Annotated in this window: 14 protein-coding genes; 11 read left to right on the forward strand and 3 right to left on the reverse strand. The window is 71.4% G+C overall.

From position 1 onward, the window contains the following. Positions 1-66: 66 nt before the first annotated feature. Both HTY53_RS07615 and HTY53_RS07620 read right to left on the reverse strand, forming a co-directional pair. A complete protein-coding gene (locus tag HTY53_RS07615; protein ID WP_174105910.1) occupies positions 67-780 on the reverse strand; it encodes an EF-hand domain-containing protein in 714 nt (237 codons plus the stop codon). Positions 781-1,043: 263 nt separating this feature from the next. Continuing rightward, positions 1,044-1,853 (reverse strand): general secretion pathway protein, encoded by an 810-nt coding sequence (locus HTY53_RS07620; RefSeq protein WP_174105911.1) that lies wholly within the window; start codon positions 1,851-1,853, stop codon positions 1,044-1,046. Positions 1,854-2,181: 328 nt separating this feature from the next. On the opposite strand from HTY53_RS07620, the gene gspG reads away from it, so the two are divergent. From gspG to gspF, 11 genes are all read left to right on the forward strand, one after another. Continuing rightward, on the forward strand, positions 2,182-2,670 hold the full coding sequence (gspG, locus tag HTY53_RS07625) for a type II secretion system major pseudopilin GspG (protein ID WP_174105912.1): 489 nt from the start codon (positions 2,182-2,184) through the stop codon (positions 2,668-2,670). 33 nt (positions 2,671-2,703) lie between these two features. Beyond that, on the forward strand, positions 2,704-3,222 hold the full coding sequence (locus HTY53_RS07630; RefSeq protein ID WP_174105913.1) for a prepilin-type N-terminal cleavage/methylation domain-containing protein: 519 nt from the start codon (positions 2,704-2,706) through the stop codon (positions 3,220-3,222). Then, positions 3,219-3,647, forward strand: a complete 429-nt coding sequence (gspI, locus tag HTY53_RS07635; protein ID WP_174105914.1) for a type II secretion system minor pseudopilin GspI — start codon at positions 3,219-3,221, stop codon at positions 3,645-3,647. The genes HTY53_RS07630 and gspI overlap by 4 nt, the downstream gene beginning before the upstream one ends. Next, positions 3,625-4,308: a PulJ/GspJ family protein gene (locus HTY53_RS07640; RefSeq protein WP_174105915.1), complete on the forward strand. Its 684-nt coding sequence runs from the start codon at positions 3,625-3,627 to the stop codon at positions 4,306-4,308. Before gspI ends, HTY53_RS07640 begins: the two co-directional genes overlap by 23 nt. Positions 4,309-4,315: 7 nt before the next feature. Continuing rightward, the gene (gene gspK, locus HTY53_RS07645; protein ID WP_174105916.1) at positions 4,316-5,335 is read left to right on the forward strand and encodes a type II secretion system minor pseudopilin GspK; all 1,020 of its coding nucleotides are present in this window, start codon (positions 4,316-4,318) and stop codon (positions 5,333-5,335) included. A 310-nt stretch (positions 5,336-5,645) separates the two neighbouring features. After that, the gene (gene gspL / locus HTY53_RS07650; RefSeq protein ID WP_174105917.1) at positions 5,646-7,103 is read left to right on the forward strand and encodes a type II secretion system protein GspL; all 1,458 of its coding nucleotides are present in this window, start codon (positions 5,646-5,648) and stop codon (positions 7,101-7,103) included. A 67-nt stretch (positions 7,104-7,170) separates the two neighbouring features. Further along, the gene (locus HTY53_RS07655; protein ID WP_174105918.1) at positions 7,171-7,797 is read left to right on the forward strand and encodes a type II secretion system protein M; all 627 of its coding nucleotides are present in this window, start codon (positions 7,171-7,173) and stop codon (positions 7,795-7,797) included. Continuing rightward, positions 7,797-8,627, forward strand: a complete 831-nt coding sequence (locus HTY53_RS07660; RefSeq protein ID WP_174105919.1) for a type II secretion system protein N — start codon at positions 7,797-7,799, stop codon at positions 8,625-8,627. The genes HTY53_RS07655 and HTY53_RS07660 overlap by 1 nt, the downstream gene beginning before the upstream one ends. A 52-nt stretch (positions 8,628-8,679) precedes the next feature. Further along, a complete protein-coding gene (gene gspD / locus HTY53_RS07665) occupies positions 8,680-11,064 on the forward strand; it encodes a type II secretion system secretin GspD (RefSeq protein WP_174105920.1) in 2,385 nt (794 codons plus the stop codon). 28 nt (positions 11,065-11,092) lie between these two features. Further along, positions 11,093-12,691, forward strand: a complete 1,599-nt coding sequence (gene gspE / locus HTY53_RS07670; RefSeq protein ID WP_254599857.1) for a type II secretion system ATPase GspE — start codon at positions 11,093-11,095, stop codon at positions 12,689-12,691. Positions 12,692-12,777: 86 nt separating this feature from the next. Beyond that, a complete protein-coding gene (gene gspF, locus HTY53_RS07675; RefSeq protein ID WP_174105921.1) occupies positions 12,778-13,995 on the forward strand; it encodes a type II secretion system inner membrane protein GspF in 1,218 nt (405 codons plus the stop codon). Positions 13,996-14,232: 237 nt separating this feature from the next. Here gspF and HTY53_RS07680 read toward each other — a convergent pair whose 3' ends face one another. Continuing rightward, a complete protein-coding gene (locus tag HTY53_RS07680; protein WP_174105922.1) occupies positions 14,233-15,636 on the reverse strand; it encodes an NYN domain-containing protein in 1,404 nt (467 codons plus the stop codon). Positions 15,637-15,666 lie beyond the last annotated feature (30 nt).

Raw genomic sequence — 15,666 nt, forward strand, 5'->3', positions numbered from 1 at the left:
GCGCGCTTCTCTATTGCCGCTGTGCCGGCATCACCGCGTCGCTGCGGGACACCGGTGCGTTGCCGCTCAACCGCCCTCGGTCGACGGCACCGCCGGATTGTTCGGCTGCGTCGGCGGGTTGCCGGCGTTGCCCGGCGCCGCCGGCGCGCCCGGTGCGCCCTTCATGCCATGGTGGTGGCGGTGCATCCGTTCCATCCGCTGCTGATGCGCCTGGCGCATGCCGGCACCGATTTCGTCGCGGGTCAGCTTGCCGTCCTTGTTGGCATCAAGACGGTCGTAGTGGCTCGCCATGCGCGGCATGCCCGCCTCGGCTTCCTGCTTGCTCAGCGCGCCGTCGCCGTCCTTGTCGGCGGCCTTGAAGCGGGCGTCGAAGCGCTCGCGCATCTGCTGGCGGTGCTGTTCGTGCTGCGCCTTGTGGTAGGCGCGCATCTCGTCCTTGTCGATCTTGCCGTCCTTGTTGGCATCGAGGCGCGCAAACATCGCATCGGCCTCGGCCTTCGAGATCGCGCCGTCGCGGTCGGTATCGGCCGCGCGCAGCGACATGCCGCCGTGGTGGCCGTGATGGCGATGATGCTTGTGGTGATGGCCGTCGGCACGGTGACCCTTGTGCGCGGGCTTGCCTTCGGCCGCGGAGGCAGGCGCGGCTGCTTGTGGCACGCCCTGGGTGACAGGGGCCGGTGCCTGAGTCTGCGCGATCGCGCTGCCGCCGATCGCCAGGAACACCGCCGAAGCGGCCAGGAGCTGGTGAACAGGGCGCGGCTTGATGGTGTTTCGTGACATGTCTGTTTTCCTTCTTGGTAACTGGTCCGGATTGACCATGTACCGATTAGAACGCAGACGATCGCGGGAAGTTGGCCGAATTAATAGGATGTTACGCGGCTCACAGAATCGGCCCCGCGCTGTAAGGGGCCGCAATACGGAGGCAATACGGAGGCAATACGGAAGCAATACGGAAGCAATACGCGCGCGATACGAGACCAATACGGACGACACGAAAGCGATACAGAACGCCGGAAGCCCGTTCGCCTCGCGCCTTCGCCCGTTCAGCCCTTGGACATCATCGCCCCGTCGTCGCCCTGGTCCATGCCGGGGCTCATGCCCGGGTTCATGCCCGGGTTCATACCGGGATTCACTGCGGGGCTCATGCCCGGGTTGGCGCCGGGATTCGCGCCCGGCACGTAGCCGGGATTGAAGCCGGGATCGGGCACCTGCTGCGGCGGAACCTGCCCCGCCACGCCGGGATTCGGCGCCATGCCGGACGGTCGCGGCTGGTTCGCCGCGGCGGCGGTCGCGGGAGGATTCGCCGCGGGATTCGGCATCGGCGGCGTGGCCGGTGTCGACAGCGGGGCCGCTGCGCCCGATGGGGGGGTCGCCAACGGCGCCGGCGTCGCGCGCGGCGGCGTCCCCCGCGCCGCCAGCGGCCGGGCCGGCAGCGCGATGGTCTGGCGCGCGCCGTCGCGCTCGATCACGATCGCGCGATCGCGGATCTCGACCAGCCGGATCTGCTGCGACAGCGCGGCCCCCGCGCGCAGCGCCTTCGGCGGACCGTTGTCGATCGACACCACCGCCGCGCCGCCGCCCAACGGATCGGCGATCACGCCGAGCAGCTGCACGTCGCGCACGCCCGCCTGCGTGCTGCCGCCGAACAGCGTCGCGATCGCGCCGGTCTCGACCACTTCGGTCTGCGCCACGCGCGCGGTCTTCGGCACGGGGATGGTGTCCATCGCGCTGAAGGTCAGCACCCATTGCGTCGCCAGCGCGCACAGCGCCACGAACAGCAGCAGCGTGGCGAGGCGCGGCAGCCAGGCGGCGCCGGCATCGAAACGGAAAGCGGATGGCAGGGACAGAGGCACGAGGTCGCGTCGGGCGGCCGTGGTGGCCGCCGCAGGTTGTCGATGGCGGCAAGCGTAACAGAGCGTCATGGCGATTGTCTTGCGGCCCGCATGACAGCGGCGGTCGCGGCCAGCGCGGCAACGCACGCGGCGGCCGATGCGGTAACGACTCGGCAACGACGGGCAGCCGACGCGGCGACGAACGTGGCCGCCGATGCGGCGCGATGTCGGTGCCAGTCCGGTACCGAGGCGTCACAAGCCGCGGGTATACTGGGCGACCATCCCACCGGTGCGCGACGCGGTCGCCGTGCCGGCTTCGACTCCGTCGACAACCTAGGCCTGAAACCCGATGCGCAGAAACACTCCGTCCAGCTCCGCCCTCGTCCGACCCAGCCAACCCGCCGGCATCAGCCGCCTGCGCCGCCGCCGTGCCGGCTTCACGCTGATCGAGATCATGGTGGTGATCGTGATTCTCGGCGTGCTGGCGGCACTGGTCGTGCCCAAGATCATGAGCCGCCCGGACGAAGCCCGCATCGTCGCGGCGCGCCAGGACATCTCGTCCATCATGCAGGCGCTCAAGCTGTACCGCCTCGACAACAGCCGCTACCCGACTACCGAGCAGGGGCTGGCAGCGCTGGTCACCCGTCCGACCACCGAGCCGATCCCGAACAACTGGAAGGGCGGCGGCTATCTGGAAAAGCTGCCGCGCGACCCCTGGGGCCAGCCGTACCAGTATCTGAACCCCGGCGTGCGCGGCGAGATCGACGTGTTCAGCTTCGGTGCCGACGGCCAGGCCGGCGGCAGCGGCAACGACGCCGATATCGGCAACTGGGAGTAAGCGTCCCGCCGCCGGCCGACGCCCGTCTTGATCATGGCCACCGGCCCGCGCCCGTCGCACCCGCCCTACCCCTTGCATGCACCGCGCAGGCCGTCGCGCCCGCGCGGCTTCACGCTGCTCGAGCTGCTGGTGGTGATGGTGCTGGCCGGCATCGTGGTGTCGATGGTGGCGATCAACGCCACGCCCAATGAGCGCGGCCGCGTGCTGGACGACGGCCAGAAGGTCGCCCGCCTGTTCGAGCTCGCGCAGGAAGAGGCGCAGCTGCGCGCCCGGCCGCTAGCCTGGGAAGCCGACCCGCAAGGCTGGCGCTTCCTCGAGGCCACGCCCTCCGGCTGGATGCCGCTGGTCGACGACGTGTTTGCGCCGGGCCAGTGGCGGCTGCCGCTGGACCAGGTCGCGGTGACCGCCGGCGCCGCGGGACAGGCCGGCGCGCGGCTGGTGTTCGGCCGCGAATGGATCGACGCGCCGCGGCAGCTGGTGCTGGTACGCGGCAACATCCGCGTCGAGGTGACCGGCGACGGCACCGGCCGCTATTTCGCCAGCGCACAATGATTCCCCTGCGCCGTGCCTCCCGCTCCCGCGCGGGACCCCCAAGCCGCCGCCGGCAAGGCTTCACGCTGATCGAGGTGCTGGTCGCACTGACCATCCTCGCGGTCGCGCTGACTGCCGCAATGCGTGCGATGGGCTCGATGATCGAGGCCGGCAGCTCGCTGCAGCAGCGCATGCTGGCCGGCTGGAGCGCCGACAACCAACTCGTCGCGCTGCGCCTGACCAAGACCTGGCCCGAACCGGGCACGCGCGGCGCGCCCTGTCCGCAGGGCGGCATCTCTCTCTATTGCGAGCAGACCGTCGCGCCGACGCCGAACCCCGCCTTCCGCCGCGTCGAGATCGCGGTCTATCCGTCCGCCGAGGACCGCTCGGTGCGGCTCGCCTGGCTGGTCACCATCGTCCCCAATGAAACGCGCAACCTGCTCTGACGCGCGTGGCTTCACGCTGATCGAGATGCTGGTCGCCATCACGCTGCTGGCGGTGATGGCGGTGATGGGCTGGCGCGGTCTCGACGCGATGACGCGCGGTCGCGAACGCCTGGTCGACCACGACCAGCGGCTCGACGCGCTGAAGCTGCTGTACGGCCAGTTCCAGACCGATTGCGAGAATCTGGCCCGTCCCGAGGCGCTGCAGCAGAGCCCGGTCGAACTCGAGGACGGCCGGCTGCTGCTGGTGCGCGATCGCCGCGAGCCCGGGATGCCGGGCGCGTGGCAGGTAGTGGCCTACCGCGTCGAGAACGGCGCCGTGGTGCGCGCCGCCACCGGCCCGCTGGACAACCGCCAGGGCGTGCAGGCGGCGCTGATCGCGCTGCGCCAGCCCGGCGGCGGCGGCGAGCTGGTGCGGCCGCTGGTGCCGAACGCGGAAGGGCTGGTCGCGCGCGCCTGGGTCGAGCCCGGCGGCTGGCGCGACACCAGCGGCGAGCTGCGCGCCGCGCTGCGAATCGGCGCGGCCAGCGCGGTACCGGCCAGCAATGCGCAGATCGGCGTGCCCAGCGGTACGCTGCGCGGGCTCGAGCTGGTGGTGCTGGCGCGGATGGGCGACGGCGACACGCCGCGCCGCTTCGACAAGCTGTGCATGACGGGCCAATGAGCGCGCGATGAACGGTACCCCTGCCCTCCCTGCGCACCGACCGCGAACCGCCCGGCACCGCGGCGCCGCCGTGGTCACCGCGCTGCTGATCGTCACGCTGGCGGTGGTGGTGGTGTCCGGGCTGCTGTGGCGCCAGCAGGTGCAGATCCGCTCGGTCGAGAATCAGCGCCTGGTGGCGCAGGCCGCCTGGATCGAGCGGGCCGCCGTCGACTGGGCGCGGCTGATTCTGCGCGACGACCTGCGCCGCTCCAACGTCGACCATCTGGGCGAGCCGTGGGCGGTGCCGATCGCCGAGACGCGGCTGTCGGACTTCCTCGGCGCCGCGCTGCGCACCGACCGCGCCGGCGAAACGTCCTTCCTGTCCGGCCGCATCCTCGACGCCCAGGCCCGCTTCAATCTGCGCAATCTGGTGACGACCACCGCGGGCGCCAACGGCGGCATCTCGGTGACCATCGACCCGGCCGGCCTGGCGGCCTATCGACGCCTGCTGCAGGTGCTGGGCCTCAACCAGGGGCTGGCCGAGGCGACCGCGCGCTATCTGCTCCAGGCCGAACGCGCCGGCGCCGGCCGCGCCGCCCCTCGGCCGCCCGACAGCCTGGCGGACCTGCTGGCCATCCCGGGCTACGAGCCGGACATGCTGCCGGTGCTCGAGCCCTTCGTCGACCTGCTGCCGGACCGCACGCCCGTCAACGCGAACACCGCCGACGCCGAGGTGCTGGCCGCGGTCATCGACAAGCTGCCGCTGGACCGGGCCCGCGAACTGGTGCGCCAGCGCGACCGCGCCTATTTCAACAACGTCGGCGACCTGCAGACCCAGTTGCGCGCGATCGCGCCGCAGGCCGATGCCGGCGTCGGCACCGCGCTGGAGACGCGCTCGCACTATTTCCTGATCTACGGCCTGATCCGCCACGAGCGGGCGGTGCGCATGCAGGTCTCGCTGGTGCGGCGCGCGGCGATCCTGGGCAGCGCCCAGGCGACCCAGGTGGTGTGGACGCGCGACCTCGAGCGGATGCCGGACTTGCGATGATGCCGATCGACATCCCGCCCAAGGAGGTACGGTCGGAAACAGGCCGGGAAAACGCGGCCTGCGAGCACCGCGGCCGCCCGCACACAACCGAAACGGTTGACGCGAATCCGCCACAAAGGCAAGGTATGCTGATGCCTTGGCGGAAAGGCATTTACCGGCACTCGGCTGTGCTCGCGGCGATCGCCGCCGGCACCGCCGCCACCGGGCGGGACCGTGCCTCGGCACGGAACCGGACCAGATTGCAGACGCGCCCCCAGGCCGTCGACGATTCCGCCGTCCATCTTCACTGCCGCGCAGTCCCAAGGAAACCTTGAGCACCACCCTGTTCGTCCGCCTGCCGCATCGCCCCCACGATCAACCGCAGCCCTGGCGCTTCGGGGCGCTGCCGTTCGCGCTGGTGCGCGATGCCGTGGCCGCCCAGGGCCGGCGCGAGCGCGCGCCCGCCACGGGCCATCTGCTGCGCGAGGGCTACGCGCCGATCGCCGAGCTGCCGCCGGCGGACCGGCTGGTGCTGATCGTCGCCGCGGCCGACGTGCTGGTGACCACGGCGGCGGTGCCGCCGCTGGCGCCGAACCGGCTCAAGCTGGCGCTGCCGAACCTGGTCGAAGATTCCCTCGCGGCCGATGCTCAGGCCTGCCATATCGCGGTCGGGCCGGAGGCACCGCAAGCCGCTGCCGATGCCAGCACCGCGGCCGCCGCGGCGCGCGGACCGCGCCGCCGCCTGCTGATGGTGACCGAGCGCGCTTGGCTGCGCGCGGTGCTCGACGCCTTCGCCGAACACCGCCATCGCCGCCGCCATCTGCTTGCCGCGCAGTTCTGCCTGCCGCTGGCGACGGCCGACGACGAGGCGGCCGCGGCCACCTCATCCGGCCCAGCCGGGCCCGGCGCGGCGCCCGAACCCGCCGCCCCGTCCGAGCCGCCCGCCACGCTGGCGCTCGAAGCGGCCTCCAGCGCCCTCGCCGCCGCCGCTCCGCTGCTCGAAGGGGAGACCGGCACCGGCCAGGCCGCGCCGGTCTGGCAGCTGACCGTGCGCACCGGACGCTATCAGGGCTATGGCCTGCTGCTCGGCGACGAAGCGCTGGCCGCCTGGCAGGCGCTCGCCCCGGCCGGCATCTGGTACGGCGACCGCGACGCGGCGTCGCTGCCCACGCTGACTTCGGTACGCCCGCTCGGCTGGCCGGTCTGGATCGAAGGCGCCCAGGCCTGCCTGCGCGAGCCCTCGCTCGATCTGGCGCAGTTCGACTTCGCGCAAGGCCGCGCCGACCGCTGGAACCTGCGCGCCTGGCGCGCCCCGCTGGCGCTGGCCGCCGCACTGCTGGTGGTCCACTTGATCGCGCTGAACATCCACTGGCTGATGCTGCGCGGCGAACAGGCGCGGCTGCAGCAGGCCCAGACCCAGCTGCTGCGCAGCGCCTTCCCGCGCATGCCGGTGGTGGTCGACCCGCCGCTGCAGATGCGCCGCCAGGTCGAACAACTGCGCCTGGCCAGCGGCCGCAGCACGCCCGACGACTTCCTGCCGCTGGCCGACCGCTTCGCGCAGGCCGGCCGTCAATTGCCGCCGGACGCGCTGCTGGCGCTCGAATACCGCGGCAAGACCCTGCACGCGACGCTCAAGCCCGGCACCGACACCAATGCGCTGCGCCAGGCCGCGCGCCAGGCCGGGCTGTCGATGGAAGAGGATCGCGCGCCGGCGCAGTCCGCCCGCTCGGGCAGCGGCCCGGCACCCGCCGGATCGCGCTGGGTCATCAAGCCGGGAGGCGTGTCGTGATGCCCGCCACCTCGGCCAGCTCCACCTTCTCCGCCCTCGCCGGCTTTCCCGCTCACCAGGCAAGACCATGAACGACCGCGCGCACGATCGGCCGACCACCGCCGCAGCATCGCGGACCGCCGCCGCCGCCGGCCTGTCGGCACGGCTGGGCAAGCTGCGTCCGCGCGTGCCGGCGCGCTGGCGCGAGCGGGCCGAGGCCTTCTGGACCGCGCGCAACCCGCGCGAGCAGACCCTGCTGGCGGTCGGCGGCGCGCTGCTGGCGCTGACGATCGGCTACAGCGTGCTGTGGGAACCCGCCGCGGAAGGCCGCGAGCGGCTGCAGAAGACGCTGCCGCAGCTGCGTGCCGAGCTCGCCGAGATGGAAACGCTGGCGCAGGAGGCGCGCGGCCTGTCGGCCAGCCCGGCCCCGGCGCTGCGCGGCGAGGCACTGGTGCAGGCGCTGCGCGACGGCCTGGCCCAGCATGGCTTGAGCGCGAGCCGCGTCGCGCCGACCGGCGACCACACGATTCAGATCCAGCTCGACAAGGTGCCGTTCGGCGCGGTGGCCGCCTGGCTGTCCGACGTGCGGCAGCAGCAGCGCCTGAAAGTCACCGATGCCCGCATCGTCTATGTCGGCGCGACCGCCATCGTCAATGTCACCGCCACCCTGCAGGGACCGGGGGCCGGACCCGAGCGTCCGGGCGGACGCGGCTGATGGCACGGCTGGAAGCCCTGCGCCTGCGGCGCCGCGAGCCGCGGCCGGCGCGCCGCCGCGGATTGCTGCGCTGGACGTTGCTGGGCCTGGCCACGGTCGCGGTGACGACGATCGCCGCGCTGCCGGCGGCCTGGATCGCCGACACCGTCGCCAGCCGCACCGAGGGCCGCGTGCTGCTGGCCGATGCCGCCGGCTCGCTGTGGCACGGCAGCGCCACGCTGGCATTGTCGGCGGGCGCGGGCAGCCGCACCGCCACGGTGCTGCCCGGGCGCCTGCAGTGGAAGATCGCGTTCTGGCCGCTGCTGACCGGCTCGGTGCGGCTGGTCGCACAGCATACCGAGGCGATGCCGGCCCCCGTCGCGATCACGGTGACGCCGTCTGGCTGGCGGGCCCAGCCGGGCTCGATGCGGCTGCCGGCCTCGCTGCTCGAAGGCATCGGCGCGCCGTTCAACACGCTGCGCCCGGACGGCGCGATGCGGCTGGACTGGAGCGCGCTGGAGGGCCGTTTTCGTGCGGAAGGAGGGAGCGGTGGACGGCCCGCCGGCCTCTACGGCCACCTGACCCTTCGCATCGACCAAGTATCATCGGCCGTCAGCCGGTTGCGGCCGCTCGGCAGCTACCGCGCCGAAATCGACTGGACCGGCCCCACCGGCATGCTGAGGCTGTCGACCGTGTCCGGCCCGCTTCACCTGGAGGGCAGCGGACCGCTGGGCCGCCAGGCGCGCTTCGAGGGCACCGCCCATGCGGATCCCGACGCCGCCAATCAGTTGGCCTCCCTATTGAGCCTGCTGGGAAGACGAGAGAACAATGTGACCAGGCTGCGCTTCTGATCCGGCGCAAGGCATCGCGCCAAGCACCGGGCCGCGCAACCAACCGACGCTTATGACGACAACAGACCGACGCCCCATCCTGCCTACCGCCTGCGCACGCGCCGTCACGGCGCTGTGCGCCCTGTCGCTGATGGCGCCGGCCCCGCTCTGGGCGCAGGCACCCGGACAGGCGAGCCCCGCCGTGCCGGCCCCGCCCGACGTCACGCCGCGCAACCGCGATCAGGTCGTCCTCAATTTCGTCAACGCCGACCTGGAAGCGGTGGTGCGCGCCGTCGGCCAGGCCACCGGCAAGAACTTCGTGATCGATCCGCGCGTCAAGGGCACCGTCAACCTGGTGACCGAGGCGCCGGTCTCGCGGGCGCAAGCGCTGGAGACGCTGGGCTCGGTGCTGCGGATGCAGGGCTATGCGATGGTCGAGGCCAACGGCTTCACCAAGGTCGTGCCCGAGGCCGACGCCAAGCTGCAGGGCTCGCCCACGGTGATCGGCGCCGGCGCCAGCCGCGGCGGCCAGGTGGTGACGCAGGTGTTCCGGCTGAACTACGAATCGGCCAACGCGCTGGTGCCGGTGCTGCGGCCGATGATCGCGCCGAACAACACGATCACCGCCTATCCGGCCAACAACACGCTGGTGATCACCGACTATGCCGACAACCTGCGCCGCATCGCCCGCATCATCGCGGCGATCGATGCGCCCGCGTCGGGCGAAGTCGAACTGATCCCGCTGAAATACGCGATCGCCAGCGATGCCGCAGTGGTGCTGCAGCGCCTGCTCGATCCGGGCGCCGCCGGCGGCGCGCCGGGCGGCGCGGCCGGCCCGGCAGTCGATGCGAGCCTGCGCACCTCGGTGGTGGCCGAGCCGCGCAGCAACGCGCTGCTGGTGCGTGCCACCAGCCGGGCCCGGCTGCAGCAGGCACGCCAGCTGATCGAGAAGCTGGACCAGCCGCACGCGCGCCCCGGCAACATCTGGGTGGTGCCGCTGAAGAACGCCGACGCGGTCAAGCTGGCGCCGACGCTGCGCGCGATCGTCGCGGCCGACGCCAGCTTCAATGTCGCGCAGCAGGGCCAGGGCGGCATCGGCGGGATCGCCGGCGCCGCGGGCGGCGCGGCCGGCATGGCCGGCGCGCAGAACATCGCCGCGCCGACCGGCCAATTCACCGGCGGCGCCGCCGGGATGGGCGGCTACGGCCGCACCGGCAGCACCGGCAGCGGCTTCGGCGGCGGCGCCGGCGGTACCGGCTCTGCCTTCTCGGCCTCGTTCGCGCCGAACCAGATTCCGACCACCGGCGGCATCATCCAGGCCGATCCGTCCACCAACTCGCTGATCATCACCGCCAGCGAAGCGGTCTATCGCAGCCTGCGCGCGGTGATCGACGACCTCGACGCGCGCCGCGCGCAGGTCTACATCGAATCGATGATCGTCGAGGTGACCTCGACCCAGGCCGCCGAGCTCGGCATCCAGTGGCAAGGCATTCTGAGCTCCGCCGGCGGCAACAACAACTTCTTCGCCGGCACCAACTTCGGCACCGGCGGCGGCAACATCATCAACCTGAGCGGGGCCGTCTACGACATCTCGCAGAACGGCGCGGCGGGGATCGAGCGCGCCGCCGGACTGGTGCCCGACATCGGCGGCCTGAACCTGGGCGTGGTCAACCGCGCGCTGGGCCTGGGCGCGCTGCTGCGCGCGCTCGGCAGCCAGGGCAGCGTCAACCTGCTGTCGACGCCGAACCTGATCACGCTGGAGAACGAGGAAGCCAAGATCCTGATCGGCCAGAACATTCCGATCACCACCGGCTCGTACGCGCAGAACAACGCAGTCGGCGGCGGCACACCGTTCAACACGTTCGACCGCAAGGATGTCGGCATCACGCTGCGGGTCAAGCCGCAGATCACCGACGGCGGGCTGGTCAAGCTGCAGATCTATCAGGAGTCGTCGTCGGTGGTGCCGGGCACGACCAACCTGATCCAGGGCCCGACCACCAATGTGCGTTCGATCGAAACCAACGTGCTGGTCAACGACGGCCAGATCATCGTGCTCGGCGGCCTGATCGAGGACAACTACGGCGATGGCGTGCAGAAGGTGCCGGGGCTGGGCGACCTGCCGTGGATCGGCGGACTGTTCCGCTACGAGAACAAGTCGCGCGCCAAGACCAATCTGCTGGTCTTCCTGCGCCCCTATGTGATGCGCACCTCGGGCGCGACCGACCGCATCACCCAGGACCGCTACGGCTATATCCGCGGCGAGCAGCAGGGCTTCGTCTCGCCCAACATGATGATGCGCGACACGCAGACGCCGGTGCTGCCGCCGGCCGATGCGCCCGCTGCGCCGTTCGTCGATCCGCGCAACAATGGGCCCGTGCCGGGTCCGCTGCCGCTGGAGCAGACGCTGCCGCCGCCGGGCCCGACCTCCCGCGCCCCCAACCAGGGCGAAGGCGCCTGAACGCAGGCCGACCACACAGGCAATCACGATGGCGACAGTGCCCTCCTCCATTCCCGCCCCCGCGGCCGATCCGGCGATCGGCGCCGCCGGGACCGCCAACGCCGCCGCGCATGGCGCGGCCGGCGCCGTGGACACGCCGCTGTCCTCGCCGATCGCGGCGCGGCTGGTGCCCTACGGCTTCGCGCGCGAAGCCAAACTGCTGGTCGCGCATCAGCGCGCCGACGGGCTCGAGGTCTGGGTCAGCCGCTCGACCTCGCCGGCAGCGCTGGCCGAGCTGGCGCGCGTGCACGGGCCGCTGCACCTGCGCGTGATGGAGCCGCACGCGCTGGAACTGGCGATGTCCGACGCCTACAACCGCCAAGACGGCACCGCCGCGCAGGTGGTCGGCGAAGTCGAGGGCGAGGTCGATCTGTCGCGGCTGATGCAGGACATCCCCGCGGTCGAGGACCTGCTCGAATCGGAAGACGACGCGCCGATCATCCGCATGATCAACGCGCTGCTGACGCAGGCGGCGCGCGAAGGCGCCTCGGACATCCACATCGAGCCGTTCGAGGCGGCTTCGGTGGTGCGCTTTCGCGTCGACGGCACGCTGCGCGACGTGGTGCGGCCGAAGAAGGCGCTGCACGGCGCGCTGATCTCGCGCATCAAGATCATGGCGCAGCTGGATATCGCCGAGAAGCGGCTGCCCCAGGATGGCCGCATCACGCTGCGGGTCGGCGGCCGGCCGGTGGACGTGCGGGTGTCGACCCTGCCGACCGGCCATGGCGAACGCGCGGTGCTGCGTCTGCTGGACAAGGAGGCCGGCCGGCTCGATCTCGCCAAGCTGGGCATGGCGCCCCGCACGCTGACCGCCTTCGACGACCTGATCCGCCAGCCGCACGGCATCGTGCTGGTGACCGGCCCGACCGGCTCGGGCAAGACCACCACGCTGTACGCCGCGCTGTCGCGGCTCGATGCGCGCACCACCAACATCATGACGGTCGAGGATCCGATCGAGTACGACCTGGACGGCATCGGCCAGACCCAGGTCAATGCGCGCATCGACATGACCTTCGCCAAGGCGCTGCGCGCGATCCTGCGTCAGGATCCGGACGTGGTGATGATCGGCGAAATCCGCGACCTGGAAACCGCGCAGATTGCGGTGCAGGCCTCGCTGACCGGCCACCTGGTGCTGGCGACGCTGCACACCAACGACTCGGCCTCGGCGGTCACGCGGCTGGTCGACATGGGGATCGAGCCCTTCCTGCTGTCGTCGTCGCTGCTCGGCGTGCTGGCGCAGCGGCTGGTACGCCGGCTGTGCCCGCACTGCAAGCGCGAGGAAACGATCGCGGTGACGCCCGCCGAAGCCGAGACGCTGCTGGCCGAAGGCAAGCCGCTGCAGAAGCTGTGGCACCCGGTCGGCTGCGACAAGTGCGGGCAATCGGGCTATCAGGGACGGATGGGCGTGTACGAGCTGCTGGTGGTCGACGACCGCATCCGCACCATGATCCATCGCCAGTCGCCGGAATCGGAAATCAAGCAGACCGCGCTGGCCAACGGCATGCATACGATGCGCGGCGACGCGCAGCGCTGGATCGACAGCGGCGCGACCTCGCTGGAAGAGGTGCTGCGCGTGACCCGCGATTGAAGCGGGGAACGGAAGCCATGCGATCGCGCCATACCATCGCGCCTCGTGCCATCGCTCCCCGTGCCGTCGCGCCCGTGACTTAAGCCATGCCAGCCTATCGCTACGAAGCCGTCGACGCCGCCGGCAAGACCGACCGCGGCGTCATCGAGGCCGACAGCCCGAAGCAGGCCCGCACGCATCTGCGCACGCGCGGGCTGACCCCGCTGACCGTCGACGCGCTGGGCAGCGCGGCGCAGGCCGCGCGCGGCACCGCGGGCGGCTTTGGCCGCCGGCTGTCGACCCAGGAGCTGGCGCTGTTCACGCGCCAGCTGGCCAGCCTGATCGTCGCCGGCCTGCCGCTCGATGAAGCGCTGGGGGCACTGGCCGACCAGGCCGAGCGCGCCTACGTGCACGAGCTGCTGGCCGGCGTGCGCGCCGAGGTGATGGGCGGCAGCTCGCTCTCGGTCGCGCTGATGCAGCATCCGCGCGATTTCCCCGATATCTATCGCGCGCTGGTCTCGGCCGGCGAGCACTCCGGCCATCTGGGGCTGGTGCTGGAGCGGCTGGCCGGCTATATCGAGACCCGCAACACGCTGACCGCCAAGATCCGGCTGGCCTTCACCTATCCGGCCATCGTCACTGTGGTGGCCTTCGCGATCGTGATCTTCCTGCTGTCGTACGTGGTGCCTCAGGTCGTCAGCGTGTTCGCCAACACCAAGCAGAAGCTGCCGATGCTGACCGTGGTGATGCTGGCGCTGTCGGATTTCGTGCGGCAATGGTGGTGGGCGGCGCTGATCGTGCTGGTGCTGGCGGTGCTGGCAATCCGCGCGCTGCTGCGCCAGCCCGGCGTGCGGCTCGAATGGCACCGCTGGCTGCTGACGGCGCCGCTGGCCGGCAAGCTGATCCGCGGCTACAACACCGCGCGCTTTGCCAGCACGCTGGCGATCCTGGTGTCGGCCGGCGTGCCGATCCTGCGCAGCCTGCAGGCCGCGGGCGAGACGCTGGGCAACGAGGCGCTGCGCGCCAACGTCGACGACGCCACCACGCGCGTGCGCGAGGGCTCGTCGCTGGCCCGCGCGCTGGCCGCGCAGAACCAGTTTCCGCCGGTGCTGGTGCACCTGATCCGTTCGGGCGAGGCCACCGGCAATCTGCCATCGATGCTCGAGCGCGCCGCCCAGGGCGAAGCGCAGGAACTGGAACGGCGCACGATGTTCCTGACCAGCCTGCTCGAACCGCTGCTGATCCTGACGATGGGCGTGGTGGTGCTGCTGATCGTGCTGGCGGTGCTGATGCCGATCATCGAGATCAATCAGCTGGTGCGGTAGTTTCGGGGGTACGCCTTCGGGGCGACAAATCCACCTCCCTCTCCCCGACCCTCTCCCGCAGAGGGGGAGAGGGGGAACACCGTGGAAACAAGGCAAGTTCTCGCGCCCGTTTTCTTCCTCTCCTCTCCCCTCCGAAAAGCTGACCCTCGGTAGACCACCACTGGTCTTCTCCCCTCTCCCGCTTGCGGGAGAGGGGCGGGGGAGAGGGCAAGCGGCGCTCGCCCTGGCGAGCCGACCTTATTCCGCTGCCGCCGCCTTCTTCGCCGCGCGCTTGCGCGGGGCCGTGCTGCGGCGCTTGCGTGCGGGCGGCGCGGTCTCGCTGGCCTGCACCGATTCGGCGCTCTCCACCAGCTCGCCATTCGCCGGTGTCTCGGCCCCCGGCACCTCGAGCGCTTCGCTGGCCGGCGCCGGTGCGGCAAACACCGTGCTGTCGATCGGCCATGGCGTGTCGCTGAGCTTCACATCGGGGCGTCGCGCGCCGCGGCGGCCGCGCGACGATCGCGGCGCAGCGGACCCAGGTGCTGCGGACTCAGGTGCTGCGGGCTCGGGCGTGGCGGCATGGCCGGCGGGCTCGATCACGTCGGCGGCGACAGGTTCGTCGGCTTGCACCGGCGCCGGAGCCGGTTCGCCGATCTCGAGCTGGGCCTGCTGCGCCGGCACCGCCGATTCGGCCTGCGCCGGCGCGGCGTGGCCCTGGCGGCGACCGCGGCCTCCCCGGACATCCTGGCCGCTTTGTTCCTGGCCAACAGGATCTCGCTGCTCGGCGTGCCCACCGTGGCTGCGCTGTTCGCCCTGCCCGCCCTGGCTGCGCGGCTCGCCGGCATGGCCCTGCCGATCGCCGCCGCGCTGTTCCCCACTGCGCTGCTCGCCACCACGCTGTTCGCCGCGGCGCTTGAGCCGGACCCAGATGGTCTTGTTGTTGCCGCCGTTGCGGGTCTCGACCTCGAACAGGCCGGTCGCGGCGACCAGCTCCGACAGCTTGCTGTAGCCGTAATTGCGCGAATCGAATTCGGGCGCCTGCTTGGCGATGTGGGTACCCATGCTGCCGAGCGTGGTCCAGCCTTCCTCGTCCGAGACGGCCTGCGCGGCCGATTGCAGCAGCCGCACCAGCCGCGTGTCCTGCCGCAGCTCGCCGCCGCTGCGGCGACGGGCCGGCGCGGTGGTCTCGTCCGATTCGTCGGTGCCGACGTCGCCGCGCAGCAGGTCGGAGTAGATGAACTTGTCGCAGGCGGTGACGAAGGGCTTGGGCGTCTTGCGCTCGCCGAAGCCGTAGACCGTCAGGCCCTGCTCGCGGATGCGCGAGGCCAGCCGGGTGAAATCGCTGTCGCTGGAGACGATGCAGAAGCCGTCGAAACGGCCGGTGTACAGCAGGTCCATCGCGTCGATGATCATCGCGCTGTCGGTGGCATTCTTGCCCACCGTATAACGGAACTGCTGGATCGGCTGGATCGAATGCGACAGCAGGCATTCCTTCCAGCCCGACAGATTGGGCTTGGTCCAGTCGCCGTAGATGCGTTTGACGGCGGCCACGCCGTACTTGGCCACTTCGGCAAGCAGGCCTTCGACGATGCCGGGCGCGGCATTGTCGGCGTCGATCAATACGGCCAGGGTCGCGGTGCCCTGGCGGGGATTTGGATTCATCGGTCTGTGTCCTGGGGGAGCGGTCGCTCC

It is taken from the genome of Cupriavidus gilardii (assembly GCF_013314895.1).
In the GTDB taxonomy this organism is placed as follows: domain Bacteria; phylum Pseudomonadota; class Gammaproteobacteria; order Burkholderiales; family Burkholderiaceae; genus Cupriavidus; species Cupriavidus gilardii_C.

What these genes read in the sequence shown, in the direction of transcription:
- HTY53_RS07615 (WP_174105910.1), bottom strand. Translation starts at nt 780, where the DNA reads ATGTCACGAAACACCATCAAGCCGCGCCCTGTTCACCAGCTCCTGGCC.
- gspG (WP_174105912.1), top strand. Translation starts at nt 2,182, where the DNA reads ATGCGCAGAAACACTCCGTCCAGCTCCGCCCTCGTCCGACCCAGCCAA.
- HTY53_RS07630 (WP_174105913.1), top strand. Translation starts at nt 2,704, where the DNA reads ATGGCCACCGGCCCGCGCCCGTCGCACCCGCCCTACCCCTTGCATGCA.
- gspI (WP_174105914.1), top strand. Translation starts at nt 3,219, where the DNA reads ATGATTCCCCTGCGCCGTGCCTCCCGCTCCCGCGCGGGACCCCCAAGC.
- HTY53_RS07640 (WP_174105915.1), top strand. Translation starts at nt 3,625, where the DNA reads ATGAAACGCGCAACCTGCTCTGACGCGCGTGGCTTCACGCTGATCGAG.
- gspK (WP_174105916.1), top strand. Translation starts at nt 4,316, where the DNA reads ATGAACGGTACCCCTGCCCTCCCTGCGCACCGACCGCGAACCGCCCGG.
- HTY53_RS07655 (WP_174105918.1), top strand. Translation starts at nt 7,171, where the DNA reads ATGAACGACCGCGCGCACGATCGGCCGACCACCGCCGCAGCATCGCGG.
- HTY53_RS07660 (WP_174105919.1), top strand. Translation starts at nt 7,797, where the DNA reads ATGGCACGGCTGGAAGCCCTGCGCCTGCGGCGCCGCGAGCCGCGGCCG.
- gspD (WP_174105920.1), top strand. Translation starts at nt 8,680, where the DNA reads ATGACGACAACAGACCGACGCCCCATCCTGCCTACCGCCTGCGCACGC.
- gspE (WP_254599857.1), top strand. Translation starts at nt 11,093, where the DNA reads ATGGCGACAGTGCCCTCCTCCATTCCCGCCCCCGCGGCCGATCCGGCG.
- gspF (WP_174105921.1), top strand. Translation starts at nt 12,778, where the DNA reads ATGCCAGCCTATCGCTACGAAGCCGTCGACGCCGCCGGCAAGACCGAC.
- HTY53_RS07680 (WP_174105922.1), bottom strand. Translation starts at nt 15,636, where the DNA reads ATGAATCCAAATCCCCGCCAGGGCACCGCGACCCTGGCCGTATTGATC.